The 14630-nt window shown below is 67.7% G+C and carries 16 protein-coding genes; 7 read left to right on the top strand and 9 right to left on the bottom strand.

The genetic code is table 11. The features are described from left to right. Positions 1–116: 116 nt before the first annotated feature. From dapF to RBB46_RS20635, 4 genes are read left to right on the top strand one after another with little or no spacing between them, the layout of a single operon-like run. Positions 117–1025: a diaminopimelate epimerase gene (dapF, locus tag RBB46_RS20650; protein WP_306030933.1), complete on the top strand. Its 909-nt coding sequence runs from the start codon at positions 117–119 to the stop codon at positions 1023–1025. Beyond that, a complete protein-coding gene (gene mtaB, locus RBB46_RS20645; protein ID WP_306030932.1) occupies positions 1022–2308 on the top strand; it encodes a tRNA (N(6)-L-threonylcarbamoyladenosine(37)-C(2))-methylthiotransferase MtaB in 1287 nt (428 codons plus the stop codon). Before dapF ends, mtaB begins: the two co-directional genes overlap by 4 nt. 4 nt (positions 2309–2312) lie before the next feature. Next, a complete protein-coding gene (gene ftsY, locus RBB46_RS20640) occupies positions 2313–3590 on the top strand; it encodes a signal recognition particle-docking protein FtsY (RefSeq protein WP_306030931.1) in 1278 nt (425 codons plus the stop codon). Further along, on the top strand, positions 3590–4249 hold the full coding sequence (locus tag RBB46_RS20635) for a septation protein A (protein WP_306030930.1): 660 nt from the start codon (positions 3590–3592) through the stop codon (positions 4247–4249). The genes ftsY and RBB46_RS20635 overlap by 1 nt, the downstream gene beginning before the upstream one ends. Positions 4250–4253: 4 nt before the next feature. On the opposite strand, the gene RBB46_RS20630 is transcribed toward RBB46_RS20635, so the two are convergent. From RBB46_RS20630 to RBB46_RS20620, 3 genes are all read right to left on the bottom strand, one after another. Then, positions 4254–4460, bottom strand: a complete 207-nt coding sequence (locus tag RBB46_RS20630) for a DUF1737 domain-containing protein (RefSeq protein ID WP_306030929.1) — start codon at positions 4458–4460, stop codon at positions 4254–4256. A 35-nt stretch (positions 4461–4495) separates the two neighbouring features. After that, positions 4496–5389 carry a CoA ester lyase gene (locus tag RBB46_RS20625; RefSeq protein WP_306030928.1) on the bottom strand — a complete coding sequence of 298 codons (894 nt, stop codon included), beginning with the start codon at positions 5387–5389 and terminating at the stop codon, positions 4496–4498. A gap of 114 nt (positions 5390–5503) precedes the next feature. Then, complete coding sequence (locus tag RBB46_RS20620) at positions 5504–6421, bottom strand: DMT family transporter (RefSeq protein ID WP_306030927.1); 918 nt, start codon at positions 6419–6421, stop codon at positions 5504–5506. 171 nt (positions 6422–6592) lie between these two features. On the opposite strand from RBB46_RS20620, the gene RBB46_RS20615 reads away from it, so the two are divergent. Together RBB46_RS20615 and RBB46_RS20610 are read left to right on the top strand one after the other, a co-directional pair. Beyond that, positions 6593–7981: an HD-GYP domain-containing protein gene (locus tag RBB46_RS20615; RefSeq protein ID WP_306030926.1), complete on the top strand. Its 1389-nt coding sequence runs from the start codon at positions 6593–6595 to the stop codon at positions 7979–7981. An 88-nt stretch (positions 7982–8069) separates the two neighbouring features. Continuing rightward, on the top strand, positions 8070–8531 hold the full coding sequence (locus RBB46_RS20610) for a GNAT family N-acetyltransferase (protein WP_306030925.1): 462 nt from the start codon (positions 8070–8072) through the stop codon (positions 8529–8531). 24 nt (positions 8532–8555) lie between these two features. Here the strand turns inward: RBB46_RS20610 and RBB46_RS20605 are convergent, their stop codons facing one another. Then, on the bottom strand, positions 8556–9602 hold the full coding sequence (locus RBB46_RS20605) for a DUF2125 domain-containing protein (RefSeq protein ID WP_306030924.1): 1047 nt from the start codon (positions 9600–9602) through the stop codon (positions 8556–8558). 165 nt (positions 9603–9767) lie between these two features. Here RBB46_RS20605 and RBB46_RS20600 point away from each other — a divergent pair, with 165 nt between their 5' ends. Beyond that, the gene (locus RBB46_RS20600; RefSeq protein ID WP_306030923.1) at positions 9768–10313 is read left to right on the top strand and encodes a gamma-glutamylcyclotransferase; all 546 of its coding nucleotides are present in this window, start codon (positions 9768–9770) and stop codon (positions 10311–10313) included. Positions 10314–10318: 5 nt separating this feature from the next. On the opposite strand, the gene ureG is transcribed toward RBB46_RS20600, so the two are convergent. From ureG to ureC, 5 genes are read right to left on the bottom strand one after another with little or no spacing between them, the layout of a single operon-like run. Next, the gene (ureG, locus tag RBB46_RS20595) at positions 10319–10942 is read right to left on the bottom strand and encodes an urease accessory protein UreG (RefSeq protein ID WP_306030922.1); all 624 of its coding nucleotides are present in this window, start codon (positions 10940–10942) and stop codon (positions 10319–10321) included. A gap of 40 nt (positions 10943–10982) precedes the next feature. Continuing rightward, positions 10983–11747, bottom strand: coding sequence for an urease accessory protein UreF (locus RBB46_RS20590; RefSeq protein WP_306030921.1), 765 nt, complete (start codon positions 11745–11747; stop codon positions 10983–10985). Further along, positions 11719–12264 carry an urease accessory protein UreE gene (locus RBB46_RS20585; protein WP_306030920.1) on the bottom strand — a complete coding sequence of 182 codons (546 nt, stop codon included), beginning with the start codon at positions 12262–12264 and terminating at the stop codon, positions 11719–11721. Before RBB46_RS20585 ends, RBB46_RS20590 begins: the two co-directional genes overlap by 29 nt. Beyond that, positions 12261–12869: a glutathione S-transferase family protein gene (locus RBB46_RS20580; protein ID WP_306030919.1), complete on the bottom strand. Its 609-nt coding sequence runs from the start codon at positions 12867–12869 to the stop codon at positions 12261–12263. The genes RBB46_RS20585 and RBB46_RS20580 overlap by 4 nt, the downstream gene beginning before the upstream one ends. Before the next feature lie 31 nt (positions 12870–12900). After that, positions 12901–14613: an urease subunit alpha gene (ureC, locus tag RBB46_RS20575; protein WP_306030918.1), complete on the bottom strand. Its 1713-nt coding sequence runs from the start codon at positions 14611–14613 to the stop codon at positions 12901–12903. Between the last annotated feature and the right edge of the window lie 17 nt (positions 14614–14630).

Below are 14630 nucleotides of genomic sequence, written 5' to 3'. Positions count from 1 at the left end.
ACCGCGCGCGCTTTTCCGCCATATAGTCGGGAAACGGCGGGGCGTGCGAGACGCGCCCGCGAGTGGCCGTCCGCGCGCGACTGTGGTGCGGACCGGCGAAATGGACGAATTTCGCTATGAGCGAGCGCAACATACCCTTTCTGAAGATGAACGGGCTCGGCAACGATTTCGTTGTCTGGGACGCCCGCGAGGCGCCCGTGCGCCTTGACGCCGAGGCGATCCGCAGGATCGGCGACCGCGAGACCGGCATCGGTTTCGACCAGATGATCACCGTCGAGAAGAGCCCGGCCGGGGCGGACGCCTTCATGCGCATCCACAATCGCGACGGCAGCGAGGTCGATGCCTGCGGCAACGCCACGCGCTGCATCGGCCGGTTGCTGATGGAGGAGAGCGGGCTCGCCGCGGCCACCATCGAGACCAATGCCGGCCTGCTCAAGGCGGCGGCGACCGGGATGGCGCGGCGCGTCACCGTCGACATGGGCGAACCGCGCTTTGCCTGGCACGAGATCCCGCTTGCCGAGGAGTTCCACGACACCCGTGCCATCGAACTGCAGATCGGCCCTATCGACGCGCCGATCCTGCACACGCCCTCGGTGGTCAATGTCGGCAATCCGCATGCGGTCTTCTGGGTGCGGGACCTTGATGCCTACGACATGTCGCGCATCGGGCCGATGCTGGAAAACCACCCGATGTTTCCCGAACGCGCCAATATCTCGATCGCCCATGTGATCTCCGACGAGGAGATCGAGGTGCGGGTCTGGGAGCGCGGCGTCGGGCTGACGCAGGCCTGCGGGACGGCGGCCTGCGCCGTTGGCGTTGCCGCCGCGCGCGACCGGCGCACGGGCCGCAAGGTGACCGTGCGGCTTCCCGGCGGACCGCTTCTCATCGAGTGGCGCGAGAGCGACAACCACATACTGATGACCGGAGACACGGAAGTGGAATACGAGGGCGTGCTCGACCCCGACACGCTCGCCTTCGAGAAGACGGCGCCGGGCGACCGTCCGATCCTCGAGGTGGTCAAGTGAGCGTCGACGTCGTCACATTCGGCTGCCGCCTCAATGCCTACGAGTCCGAGGTGATGAAGCGCGAGGCGGAAGAGGCGGGCCTCAAGGACGCCATCCTGATCAACACCTGCGCGGTGACGGCGGAGGCCGTTCGCCAGGCGCGCCAGTCGATCCGCAAGGCGCGGCGCGACAATCCGGGCGCGCGCATCATCGTCACCGGTTGCGCGGCGCAGACGGAGGCCGAGACCTTCGCCGGCATGGAGGAGGTCGATCTCGTCCTGGGCAATTCCGAGAAGCTGGAGCGCGCCTCCTATGGCCGCGTCGCGCAGTTCGGCATCGAGGACAGCGAGAAGGTCCGCGTCAACGACATCATGAGCGTGCGCGAGACGGCGTCGCACCTGATCGACGGGCTCGAGGGGCGGGCCCGCGCCTTCGTCCAGGTGCAGAACGGCTGCGATCATCGCTGCACCTTCTGCATCATCCCCTTCGGGCGCGGCAACTCCCGTTCGGTGCCGATGGGCGCGGTGATCGACCAGATCGCGCGGCTCGTCGACAACGGCTACCGGGAGATCGTGCTGACGGGCGTCGACATCACCAGCTACGGCGCCGACCTGCCCGGCACGCCGAAGCTCGGCGACCTCGTCGCCAAGATCCTGAAGCGGGTGCCGCGGCTCGACCGGTTGCGGCTCTCCTCGATCGATTCCATCGAGGCCGATCCGGCGCTCATGCGGGCGATCGCCGACGAGGAGCGCTTGATGCCGCATCTGCATCTTTCCCTGCAGGCGGGCGACGACATGATCCTCAAGCGGATGAAGCGGCGGCACCTGCGCGCCGACACGATCCGCTTCTGCGAGGAGGTTCGCAGCCTCAGGCCCGACGTTGTCTTCGGTGCGGACATCATCGCCGGCTTTCCGACCGAAACGGAGGAAATGTTCGCCAACAGCCTCGCCATCATCGACGACTGCGGGCTGACGCATCTGCATGTCTTCCCCTTTTCGCCGCGCAAGGGCACGCCGGCGGCGCGCATGCCGCAACTCCCCCGCCACCTGGTCAAGGAGCGGGCGGCGCGGCTGCGCGAGAAGGGCGAGGCCGCGCTTCTGGCCCATCTCGAGGCGGAGGTCGGCCTGACCCGGCGCGTGCTGATCGAGCGCGACGGGCTGGGGCGCAGCGAACAGTTCACCCAGGTCGAGTTCGCCGCCGAGCGGTTCCCTGACAAGGGCGCGGGCGACCTTGTCACGCTGCGCATTGCCGGTCATACCGGGCGGCATCTCTTGGGCGAAATCACCAATCGACAGGCGGCATGACGGCATGAGCGAGCAAAAGCGCGGCTTCCTCGGACGCCTCTTCGGCGGACGGGACGAGCCCTCGCGCCCCGAAACGCAGGACGAGGCCGCGAAGACGGCTCCGGACGCGGGGGAGGCGCCTGTCGCCGCACCGGATGAGGCGATCGACGCACCCGGCAACGAGACGGGTAACGAGAACTCCGGCGACGGGCTGCCGGACGGGCGGGACGCCTCCCCGGCAAGCGGCCTGCAAGAGGAAGCGGCATCGGCCGCAGCCGTCTTGCAGGACGTGCCGACAGAGACGGAACCGGACCGGGAGAGCGCGGAAGTGCCGGCGGACGCTGTCGCTGTCGCCGCGGATGCGGGAGCCGCGCCGCGCGGCTCCTGGCTGTCGCGCCTGACCGCCGGCCTGTCGCGGTCCTCGTCCTCGCTGACCGGCGGCATCACCTCGCTGTTCACCAAGCGCAAGCTCGATGCCGCGACGCTGGAGGAGCTCGAGGACCTTTTGATCCAGTCTGATCTGGGCGTCGAGACCGCGATGACGATCACCGAGCGGATCGCCGAGGGCCGTTTCGACAAGCAGATCGCGCCGGACGAGGTCAGGCGGATCCTGGCGGAGGAAGTTGCCAAGGTGCTGGCACCCGTCGCCCTGCCGCTGACGATCGATGCCTCGCTGTCGCCGCATGTGGTGCTTGTCGTCGGCGTCAACGGCACCGGCAAGACAACGACCATCGGCAAGCTGTCCGCCAAGTTCGCGGCGGAGGGGCGCAAGGTGATGCTGGCCGCCGGCGACACGTTCCGCGCGGCCGCCGTCGAGCAGTTGAAGATCTGGGGCGCGAGGACCGGCGCCGATGTGATCGCGCGCGACACCGGCGCGGATGCCGCGGGCCTCGTTTTCGACGCGATGCAGGCGGCGCGCGAGGCGAAGTGCGACGTGCTTATGATCGATACGGCCGGACGGCTGCAGAACCGGGCCGAGCTGATGGCGGAGCTGGAAAAGGTCGTGCGCGTGATCCGCAAGCACGATCCGTCCGCCCCGCACAGCGTGCTTTTGACGCTGGACGCGACGACCGGGCAGAATGCCATGAACCAGGTCGAGATCTTCGGCCGCACGGCCGGCGTCACGGGTCTCGTCATGACCAAGCTGGACGGCACCGCGCGCGGCGGCATCCTTGTGGCCATCGCGGCCCGGCACAAGCTGCCGGTTCACTTCATCGGCGTGGGCGAGGGGGTCGAGGATCTCGAGCCATTCACCGCCGAGGACTTCGCCAACGCAATCGCCGGCAAGGGAGCGGGCAGCTGATGGAATTCGAGCACGGTCCCAACGCTGCCGACCGCAAGGAACTGGCGCCGCTTTTGAAACTGGTGCTGGAGCTGGGGCCTCTCGTCCTGTTCTTCTTCGCCAACGCGCGGGGCGAGGCGCTGGCCGAACGGTTTCCGCTGCTGGCCTCGATCGGCGACCCGATCTTCCTGGCCACCGCCGTCTTCATGGTGGCGATCAGCGCATCGCTGATCGTTTCCTACGCCTTGACGCGCCGGCTGCCGGTGATGCCGGTCGTTTCCGGCGTCGTGGTGCTGGTCTTCGGCGCGCTGACGCTGTGGCTGCATGACGAGCTGTTCATCAAGCTGAAGCCGACCATCGTCAACGTCCTGTTCGGGACGGTGCTGCTCGGGGGGCTTTTCTTCGGGAAATCGCTGCTTGGCTATGTCTTCGACAGCGTCTTCCGGCTCGACGACGAGGGTTGGCGCAAGCTGACATTCCGATGGGGCGTCTTCTTCTTCTTCCTGGCGCTTGTCAACGAAGTGGTCTGGCGCAGCTTCTCGACCGATTTCTGGGTGTCGTTCAAGGTGTTCGGCGTGATGCCGATCACCATCGCCTTCACCTTGTCGCAACTGCCGCTGATCCAGCGCCACACGCTGGACGGCGAGCGCGACGCGGGCGGGAAAGACCCCCGCCAGTAGCGCCTCAGTAGTCGCCGAGCTTGATGTCGGGCGTGTAGTCGACGCCCTCGACCTCCTTGACGACCGCCTGGCCGCAAATCGTGACGCCGCGCACGGCGTCGAAGGACAGCTGCGGCGAGCCCTGCAACATCCAGCCCTTGTTGAGCGCGGCGGTGACCCGGTGGCAGAAGGCGCTGTCGTCGGGGCCGGTGATGAAGCGGTAGAGTTTCATGATCTGATCTTCCGTTCGATTGTTCGGGTGTGGTGTCACTGGCCCCGGGCGGCGATCGCATCGGCGATGGCGACGAGCCTTGCGCCCATCTGCGCGTGCAGTCGCTCGACCATCCGGCCCTCGACCTGGAGGGCGCCCTTGGCGGCGTTCTCCGGTTTTGCGAATTCGGCGATGATGCGCCGCGCCCAGGAGATGTCCTCGTCCGCCGGCGAGAAGGCGGCATTGCAGGGGGCGACTTGCCTGGGATGGATCAGCGTCTTGCCGTCCATGCCCATCTCCACGCCCTCGCGGCACTCGGCGGCAAAACCCGCCTCGTCGTCGAGCGTGTTGTAGACGCCGTCGACAATGTCGATGCCGTAGGCGCGGGCCGCGGCGACACAGGTCATCAGCCAGGGACGCATCGGCGCGCGGCCCGGCACGAGCGCGGCGCGCGTTTCCTTGGCGAGATCGTTGGTGCCCATGACGAAGCAGGAAAGCCGCGTCTCCGGATTGGCGGCGGAGGCGGCGATCGCGGCGGCATTGAGCATGGCGAGCGGCGTTTCCATCATCGCCCAGAGCGCGGTGCGCGCGGGTATGCGGGCGGCATTGAGCTTGTGGGCGACGCGTTCCAGATCCGCGGGCGATGACACTTTGGGCAGCAGGATCGCATCCGGCCTCGCGGCGATCGCCATGTCGAGATCTGCGGCTCCCCAGGGCGTGGCGGGCCCGTTGACGCGAATGACGAGTTCACGCGATCCGTAGCCGCCACCGGCGAGTGCGTCGCGGACCTGATCGCGGGCGATGTCCTTCGCATCGGGGGCAACAGCGTCCTCGAGATCGAGGATCAGCGCATCGACATCGAGCGTCTTCGCCTTTTCCAGGGCACGGGCGTTGGAACCCGGCATGTAGAGCACGCTGCGGCGGGGGCGGATGGTGGCTTCTCGTGTCATTCGGCCTCGGCTCCTTCGCTTTTGTCCGGCGCTGTCAGGGCTGTCCTGCGTTGCCCGTCTCGCGGCGCCGTCACGGCTTGCCGGAGCGCCGCGCGCCGCGCCTTTTGTTTCCGTCTAAGGGCTGGTTCCGTCTTCGGCCAGTCGTCTTTTCGTCGAGCCGGGGAAAAACATGTCGCGCGCGGCGATGAGCGCGCCGCCCGTGACGAGGCCGCAGGCAAGCCCGACAACGAGCGTGAACTCGCCGAACCCGAAGGCGATGAGCAGGAGCGTGGAGAGCAGCGGCGCGGCATAGGCCCCGGCGCCCAGCACCTGGATATCGCCGCGCTTGACCCCGTGGTCCCAGACGAAGAAGGCAAGCCCGACTGGAAAGGCGGCCAGTGCGACGACGGCGCCCCATTCGCCCGCGCCCTGCGGCCAGACCGTCGTCTCGAAGGCGAAATGAGCGGCAAGCGAGAGAAGCGATGTGCCGAGGCAGAAGCCGGCGACAGCCTCGGTCGGCACGGCGCCCAGACGTCGCGAGAGAACGGAATAGCTCGACCAGAAGAGCGCCGATGCGCAGGCGGCGAGATAGCCCGGCACCTGGGCTGCGTCGAGCGCCAGTCCCTTGCCGCGGGTGACGAGAAGGGCAGCGCCGACAAGCCCGAGAAGCGTGCCGAGGATGTGATGCGCCTTCAGCCTTTCACCCGGCAGGAAGGCGGAGAACACGACGATCAGCAGCGGCCAGGTGTAGTTGATCAGGTTGGCGTCAACGGGCGGGGCGTTGCGGATCGCGGTGAAATAGAAGAAGTGGAAGCCGAACAGTCCGAGAATGCCGAAGGCCAGGACACCCGGCGGTTGCCGCATCAGGGCGAGGCGGCCGCGCGCCGCGAGCCAGGCGGCTGCCGCAACGCCGGACATGCCGAAGCACAGGGCATTGAGCAGGAACGGTGGCACGTTGCCGGATGCCGCTCCGAACAGGCCGAGCGTCGACCACATGAGAACGGCCGTCAGGCCGATCATCGTGGCACGCAGGCGGGTTGCGGGAGTGGACATGGCGGGTTCCGGCTTGGCGACGGGAAGATGCGGGAGCGCGACTATGTCCGGCGCGCCCGTGCCCGTCAATTGCAGGACGCGCCACGCGCCCGGCCTGCGTTACAGAACATTAGCTTGTTCGAACTATCTTCACCCGTCGTCGATATCCGGCGGAAAGGCTAGGGAGGCGGCATGGTTCGCAGTCACTATCTGGACAGCGCCCGCCAGCGGGCAGGCCGGAAGCTTGATCTGGCCGAGCTGCTCGGCTCTCTCAGTTATGCGCTCGACATGACGGAGGGACAGCCCGAGGGACATTGCATCCGCTGTTGCTGGATCGGTTCGGCCGTGGGCGCGGAACTCGGCCTTGAGGCGCAGGCGCGGGCCGATCTCTACTACACGCTGCTTCTGAAGGATCTGGGCTGCAGCAGCAATGCGGCGCGCATCTGCGAGCTCTATATCGCCGACGACATCACCTTCAAGCGCGATTTCAAGACGATCGACGGCTCGCTGAGTGCCGCCCTTCGCTTCGTCTTCAGGAAAACCGGGATGAAATCCGGTCTCAGCGAGCGCATTCGCGCCATCGTGCACATTCTCCAGAACGGCGGCGAAATCTCCCGCGACCTGATCGAGACGCGCTGCCATCGCGGCGCCGACATCGCCGCCAAGATGCGCTTTTCCGAAGCTGTCCAGGACGGGATCAGGTCGCTGGACGAGCATTGGGACGGATCGGGAAAGCCGCAAGGGCTTTCCGGCGAGGCGATCCCGCTTGTGGCAAGCATCGCATTGCTTTCCCAGGTCGCCGACGTCTTCTTCCAGGAACATGGCCGGGAGGCGGCCACGGCCGAGATCGCGGCACGTGCCGGCGGCTGGTTCGCTCCGGACCTTGTCGCGGCGTTTCTGGCGGTGGCGGAGCGGCCGAAATTCTGGGAGCGGCTCGGATCGCGGGACCTGGCCGGCGAGGTGTTCGCCATGGCCCCCGCGATGCAGGTCCAGTTGGTCGACGAGGACTATCTCGACGAGGTGGCGGAGGCCTTTTCCGATGTCGTCGACGCAAAGAGCCCCTATACGGCCGACCATTCCAACCGGGTGACGCTCTACACGGACCTGATCGCCGAGGAACTCGGGCTGTCCGACGATCATCGCCGCTGGTTGCGCCGGGCGGCATTGCTGCACGATCTCGGCAAGCTCGGCGTCAGCAACCAGGTGCTCGACAAGCCCGGAAAGCTGGACGAGGCGGAATGGGCGGCGATCCGCAGCCATTCCTATCACAGCGAACGCATTCTGGAGCGGGTCTCGGCCTTCGCCGACATTGCCCCGGTGGCGGGCGCTCATCACGAACGCCTCGACGGCAAGGGCTACCCTTACGGCCTGAAGGGCGAGGAGATCTGCCTGGAAGCGCGCATCCTGACGGTGGCCGATGTCTTCGACGCCCTGTCGGCGGAACGACCCTACCGGGCGGCGATGCCGATCGCGCAGGCGCTGGCCATTCTCGACAAGGATACTGGCATCGCCTTCGATGCCGGTTGCGTCGCCGCGCTCAAGGCGGGGCTCGCGCGCCTGGATGCCGCAGTCGCGGCGTAAGCGGGCAGTTGAAATCTCCGTGCCATTCGGGGAAGGTGTCGACCCGGTTCGGCCCTTCGCGGGGCTGTCATCCTTTCTCGGAGATTTCATGAGCAAGATCGCCATCAAGCAGCTCGGCCCCGACGATGCCCTGTCGCTCGCCCCGCTCATCGCGGAATATGCGCAGGCGCTGAAGCGCGGCGCGCCGCGCCGTCCCGACCAGTTCTACGCCGAGCGCATCCTGGGCGACCGCACCGCCGAGGTGATCGGCGTGGAGACGGACGGACGGCTTGTCGGCTTCGCCATCTATTTCGACCTGCCCGAGATCGTCTCGGGGCTGCGCACGGGACAGCTCGACGAGATCTACGTTCATCCGGACGCCCGCAACAAGGGGCTCGCCCGGCGGATGATCGAGTGGCTGGTCAGCGAGGGCGGCAAGCGCGGCTGGTACGAATTGCGCTGGATCGTTCCCGGCAAGAACGTGCCGGCCGTGGCGCTCTACGACCAGATCGCCGAACCGGCCGACTGGAAGGGCTACGTGCTGGCGATCGAGCGCGGCGGCGCCGAGTGATCCGATCGCCCGTCCCCGCGCACCTCAGCGCAAGGGCGGAACCGCTCCAAGGGGAATGATGCCGATGCGGGCGTTGCCCGCGTCAAAGGCGAGGGGCACGGTAACCGCCGGCGCGCCGTCGAGTTCGGCCGGCTTGCCGAAACCCATCACCGCCCCGGCAAGGCTTGCCGGTACGTTCGAGCCTTCGGGGAAATAGGGCGCGAGCAGCGCCGGCAGCTTGTCGGCGCCGGCAATGGTCAGCGGCAGGGAGCCGTTGAGGCGGCCGGCCGGATCGATCCACAAGGTGCCGGCGGCGGCCACGGTCACCTCGCCGGAGGAAACGCGCACCTCGCTCACCTCGACCGCCTCCTCGTTTTTCAGCAAGGCGATCAGGTCGGCACCGCGCCCAGAGAGCAACACGGCGCCGCCCTTCAGCGTGAGGCTTGCCCGGGCATCCAGGACAAGCGCCGCACCAGGCAGGGCCGCGCCGCTCAGCGCGACGGCGATGTCCGCATCGCTCACCCGTTGCGGCGTCTGGCGAAGGTGAAGGCTGGCGCTCGAGGCGGCGAGCTCTGCGTCCAGTCCCGGAAGCGCAAGCGCCAGGTCCGGCGCGGTCAGCTCGATATCGGCACGTTCGACCGAAGAGGTGCCGACGCGAAAGCTCGCCCGTGCCGTCTCCCAGGTGCCGGCGAGCCGGCTTGCCGGGGCGAACTCCATGGCCGCCGGGCTCTCCGCCTCAAGGATCACATGCCAGGGATTGTAGGCCAGGGCCACGGCGCGGAAGGCGTCGAAGCCGGCGCTTTCGCCGCGCGGCGAACGGAGCGAGAGCGGCGCGCAATCGAGCTGCAGGTGGAACGGGAATCCGCCGAGGCGCTGGCCGCCGCAGGCGATCTCTCCCCCTTCGATGCGGGCCGCCTCGGTGACATTGCGCAGGACATCCACCGCCATGCCGCGGGCAACGGTCCAGTAGGCGCTCCACAAGGCGATACCCAGCACCACGAGGGCGATGAGCCAAATGTAGCCACGCCGCGAGCCCTTGCGCCTGGGCGCTTGCGGGGCGGCGGATTCGGTACTGGCCGGCGTGTCGGGCATGGACGGTCTTTCGCTGGATGGACGATTGCATGCCTGTAAGCATGGCGTGGCGGTGAATTCAAGGCGGAAGCCGCGGGCCGACCCTGTCGCGGTGGCGGTTGCCATGGGCGAGACGGCTTGCTAGGGCGTTTGCTGTCGATTGCAATGAAGCCGCAAGGGACTGGGATGCAGGATCTGTGGGTGTTCGGCTACGGCTCGCTGATGTGGCGGCCGGGTTTCGAGTTCGAGGAGGCGGTGCCGGCGCTGCTCAATGGCGCGCATCGCTCGCTCTGCATCTTTTCCTGGGTTCATCGGGGCACGCAGACGCGGCCGGGCCTCGTCCTCGGGCTCGATCGGGGCGGAGCCTGCCGGGGCATGGCGTTCCGTGTCGCCGGTCGCAACCGCGATTCCGTAGTGGCCTATCTGCGCGAGCGCGAGCAGGCGACCATGGTCTATCTGGAGGCGCATCGGCGGGTGCGCCTGGCCGGCGGGCCGGCCGAACCGGTCACCGCGCTCACCTATCTTGTCGACCGCGCCCATCCGCAGTATGCCGGCGTCCTGTCGCTGGAGCGCCAGCTCGAGCTGGTTCGGGGCGGCGTCGGCCAGTCGGGGGCCAATCCCGACTACGTGCTCAACACCGTCGACCACCTTTCGGAACTCGGCATCCGCGACCGGGGCCTCGAGGAACTGGGACGGCTTCTGCGCCAGCCCGCGCCGGCAGCCGCCGGCTGACAGGATCAGGCGGCGGCGGCAAGGCCGCCGCGCGCGACGATGAAGGCCAGCACCTCGTCGACACCCTTGCCGTCCTTGACATTGGTGAAGACGAAGGGGCGTTCCTTGCGCATCAAGCGGGAGTCGCGGTCCATCACCTCGAGCGAGGCGCCGACCAGCGGCGCAAGGTCGGTCTTGTTGATGACCAGCAGGTCGGAGCGGGTGATGCCGGGCCCGCCCTTGCGCGGGATCTTGTCGCCGGCCGAGACGTCGATGACGTAGATCGTCAGGTCGGCAAGCTCCGGGGAGAATGTCGCCGCGAGATTGTCGCCGCCGGACTCGATCAGGATCAGGTCGAGACCGGGAAAGGCTGCCTCCAGATCGGCGATGGCGGCCAGGTTGATCGAGGCATCCTCGCGGATCGCCGTGTGCGGGCAACCGCCGGTCTCCACGCCGCGAATGCGCTCGGGCGCCAGCGCGCCGGAGCGGGTCAGGAACTCGGCGTCCTCCTTGGTATAGATGTCGTTGGTGATGGCGGCGATGTCGTAGCTTGCGCGCAGGCGCTTGCACAGCGCGTCCATCAGCGCCGTCTTGCCGGACCCGACGGGACCGCCGATGCCGACGCGCAAGGGGCCGTTCAGGGATGTCATGCAGTGCTCCTTCGTTGTCCGGTGCGGGGCTGCCGGTGGCTCATGACCGGAACAGGCGGGTGTACTGGGTCTCGTGGTTCATCGAGGCGATGTCGGCGGCAAAGGCGCAGCCGCCAATGTCGGAAAGGGGCGCGAGAAGAGCTTCCCCGGCGACGATGCGAATGGTGGTTCCAAGCCGGCTGAGAACGCGCTGGCCGTCGGTCTGGCCGAGCGGCACGGCGCGCACGGCCGCCGACACGAGATTGGCGGCGAAGGCATGCAGGCCGGCGGAGACGACCGTGCCGGCCGGCAGGCCCCAGGCGGCCGCGGACGCGGCAAGGGCCGCGCAATAGGTCCAGCCACCGCGCGGGACCGCGTCCGGGCCCGTTGTCAGCCGGGCGAAGAGCCGGCTGGCGGCCGTCTCCAAGGGCGGAGCCCAGGCGGCGGCGACGGCGGAGGCGAAGGCATCGCCCTGTGCGCCGGCCTCGAGCCGGCGTTCGCTCGAGGGCTGCAACGCCAGCGAGAGCTCCAGCAACTCGCGAAACGCCTTCTCGTCGCCCAGCGTAGCGGCGGACATGGCGTGGACCAGCAGCACCGCATCGCTTCGTCCCGCTCCGTGGCGCAGCACGCCGTCGAGCCAGGCGTAAAGGGTGGCGGCGTCGAAGACGGTTCCGTCCTCGATGACGCGCTCGAGACCGTGGCTGTAGGTGTAAGCGCCAACGGGGAAGGAAGGAGACATCCAGGCCAGCAGTGCGTGCAGCCCGCCCGTCGGGAGACCGCCGCCCGCCGGCCCGCCATCAGGTGTCATGCAGGGAGGACGGGTCATGGTCGTGTGCGTGTGCATGATCATGTGCGTGCCCGTGCGAATGGTCGTGATCGTGCGAATGCGCGTGGTCGTGTCCCTCGACGGTGCCGTGACCATAGGCGCCGCCTTCCGGGTCGAACGGCGCGACGAGCGGCGTCATGCGGCCGCCGAGACGCGCGATCATGTCCTCGATGACGTGATCGTGGCGGATGCGCAGTGCACCGGGGACGAGTTGCGTCGGCAGGTGCCGGTTGCCCAGATGCCAGGCGATCCGCAGCAGGTCGTCGGCGCTTGCCGCCTCGATCTCGACCAGATCCTCGGCCGCGGCGAGAATGGCGACCAGCCGCCCGTCCTCGAGCACCAGTGCATCGCCATGGTGCAGGTGGACCGCCCTTGGCATGTCGAGCAGGACGTTCGTGCCGCCGGCGCAGTCGAGCACCGCGCGCCGGCGATGCCGGTCCTCCCGGTCGAGCACGACGCTGTCGGCCGGCGCGCCTTCCCAGGTTCCGGCCGCGAGAATTTCCCGCACTCTCATCATGAAGCGGCGTCCGCCCCCCGTTTCTGTGCCGCCAGAAGCGCCGGACGGCTTGTGACACGCGCGAAATAGTCGGCAAGCTTCCCTTCGGACGGCAGCGCGAACTTGGCCGCCCGCGCCCATCTGCTGCAATGGCCGAGCAGGAGATCCGGCACGGTGAAGGTCTCTCCCATGACGAAAGGTCCGTCGCCGAGGATCTTCGCCAGGTATGCCAGCCCGCTTTCGAATTCCGCCGCGCAAACCGGCTTCACGGCCGGAACCCGCAAGTCCTTCGGGTGGATGAAACTGTTCTTGGCCGCGGTCCAGAGCGCGCCTTCAAGCACATCGACCGAAAACTGCGTGAAGCCGTCCTGGCGGGCGCGCTCCACGGTGCCGGCGGGAAAGGTCAGTTTGCCGTGCCGGTCGGCGAGAAACTGGCATATGGCGACGGACTCCGTCAGCACTCGGTCGCCGACCTTCAGCACGGGAACCTTTCCCGACGGGGTGAGGGCCGTCACTTCCGGACTGTGCGGGGCGGCCGGTACGAGATCGTAGGGCTCGCCCAGCTCCTCCAGCATCCACATCACACGCATGGCCCGGGTGGCGGGATCGCCGACAACTGTGTACATGCACGTTCCTCCCTGTTCCGTTCTCCCGACCCTAGAACAGGAAGTAGCGCTGGGCCATGGGCAGGGTCTGGGCGGGCTCGCAGGTCAGCAACTCTCCGTCAGCGCGCACTTCGTAGGTCTCCGGATCGACCTCGATCACCGGTGTCGCGTCGTTGAGCACCATGGAGGCTTTCGAGATACCCGACCGGGTGTTGGCGACGGGCAGCACCAGCCGGTCGAGGCCGAGCCTGTCCTTGATGCCGGCCTCATGGGCGGCCTGCGAGACGAACGTGACGCTGGAGGCGGTCATCGAGCGGCCATAGGCGCCGAACATCGGTCGGTAATGCACCGGCTGGGGTGTCGGGATCGAGGCATTGGGGTCGCCCATCGGGGCGGTGGCGATGGTGCCGAGCTTGAGCACGAGGTCCGGCTTGACGCCGAAGAAGGCGGGGTCCCACAGGACGAGATCGGCGAGTTTGCCGACCTCGACGGAGCCGATATGCTCGGCAAGGCCATGGGCGATGGCCGGGTTGATTGTCACCTTGGCAATGTAGCGGCGGACGCGCAGATTGTCGTTTTCGCCGCTCTCGCCGGCAAGGCGGCCGCGCTGCACCTTCATCTTGTGGGCGGTCTGGAACGTGCGGATCAGCACTTCGCCGACGCGGCCCATGGCCTGGCTGTCGGAGGCGATGATGGAAAAGGCGCCCATGTCGTGGAGGATGTCCTCGGCCGCGATCGTCTCCTTGCGGATGCGGCTTTCGGCAAAGGCCACATCCTCGGGGATCGAGCCGTCGAGATGGTGACAGACCATCAGCATGTCGAGATGCTCGTCAATCGTGTTCACCGTGTAGGGACGCGTCGGGTTGGTCGAGGAGGGAATGACATTCGCCTCGCCGCACAACTTGATGATGTCGGGCGCATGGCCGCCGCCCGCCCCTTCCGTGTGGAAGGCGTGGATGGTGCGGCCCTTGAAGGCGGCGGTGGTGTTCTCCACGAAGCCGCTTTCGTTGAGCGTGTCGGTGTGGATCATCACCTGGATGTCATGCGCGTCGGCAACCGCCAGGCAGCAGTCGATCGCCGCCGGCGTTGTTCCCCAGTCCTCGTGCAGCTTGAGCGCGCAGGCGCCGGCCAGGACCTGTTCCTCCAGCGCCGCTGGCAGCGCGGCGTTGCCCTTGCCGGCAAAGGCAAGGTTCATCGGAAAGGCCTCGGCCGCCTGCAGCATGCGCTCGATATGCCAGGGCCCGGGCGTGCAGGTGGTGGCGTTGGTGCCGGTGGCCGGCCCCGTGCCGCCGCCGAGCATGGTGGTGACCCCCGAGGTCAGCGCCTCGTCGATCTGCTGCGGGCAGATGAAATGGATATGCACGTCGAGCGCGCCGGCGGTGACGATCTTGCCCTCGCCGGCGATGGCCTCCGTGCCGGGGCCGATGATAATGTCGACGCCAGGCTGGATGTCCGGGTTTCCGGCCTTGCCGATGGCGGCGATGCGGCCGTCCTTCAGGCCGATATCGGCCTTGTAGATGCCGGTGTGATCGACGATGACTGCGTTGGTGATCACCGTGTCGACGGCGCCTTGCGCCCGGGTGCGCTGCGACTGGCCCATGCCGTCGCGGATGACCTTGCCGCCGCCGAACTTCACCTCCTCGCCATAGAGGGTGAAATCCTTCTCGATTTCGATGAAAAGCTCCGTGTCGGCGAGGCGCACCCGGTCTCCCGTGGTCGGTCCGAACATGTCCGCATAGGCGGCGCGGGGCATCTTGAACGGCATGCTCGTCTCCGGCGTTT

Source organism: Stappia sp. MMSF_3263, from assembly GCF_030733745.1.
Classification (GTDB): Bacteria; Pseudomonadota; Alphaproteobacteria; order Rhizobiales; family Stappiaceae; genus Stappia.
The sequence above is the reverse complement of the archived record's forward strand: the minus strand, read 5'-3'. Positions and strand labels throughout refer to the sequence as shown.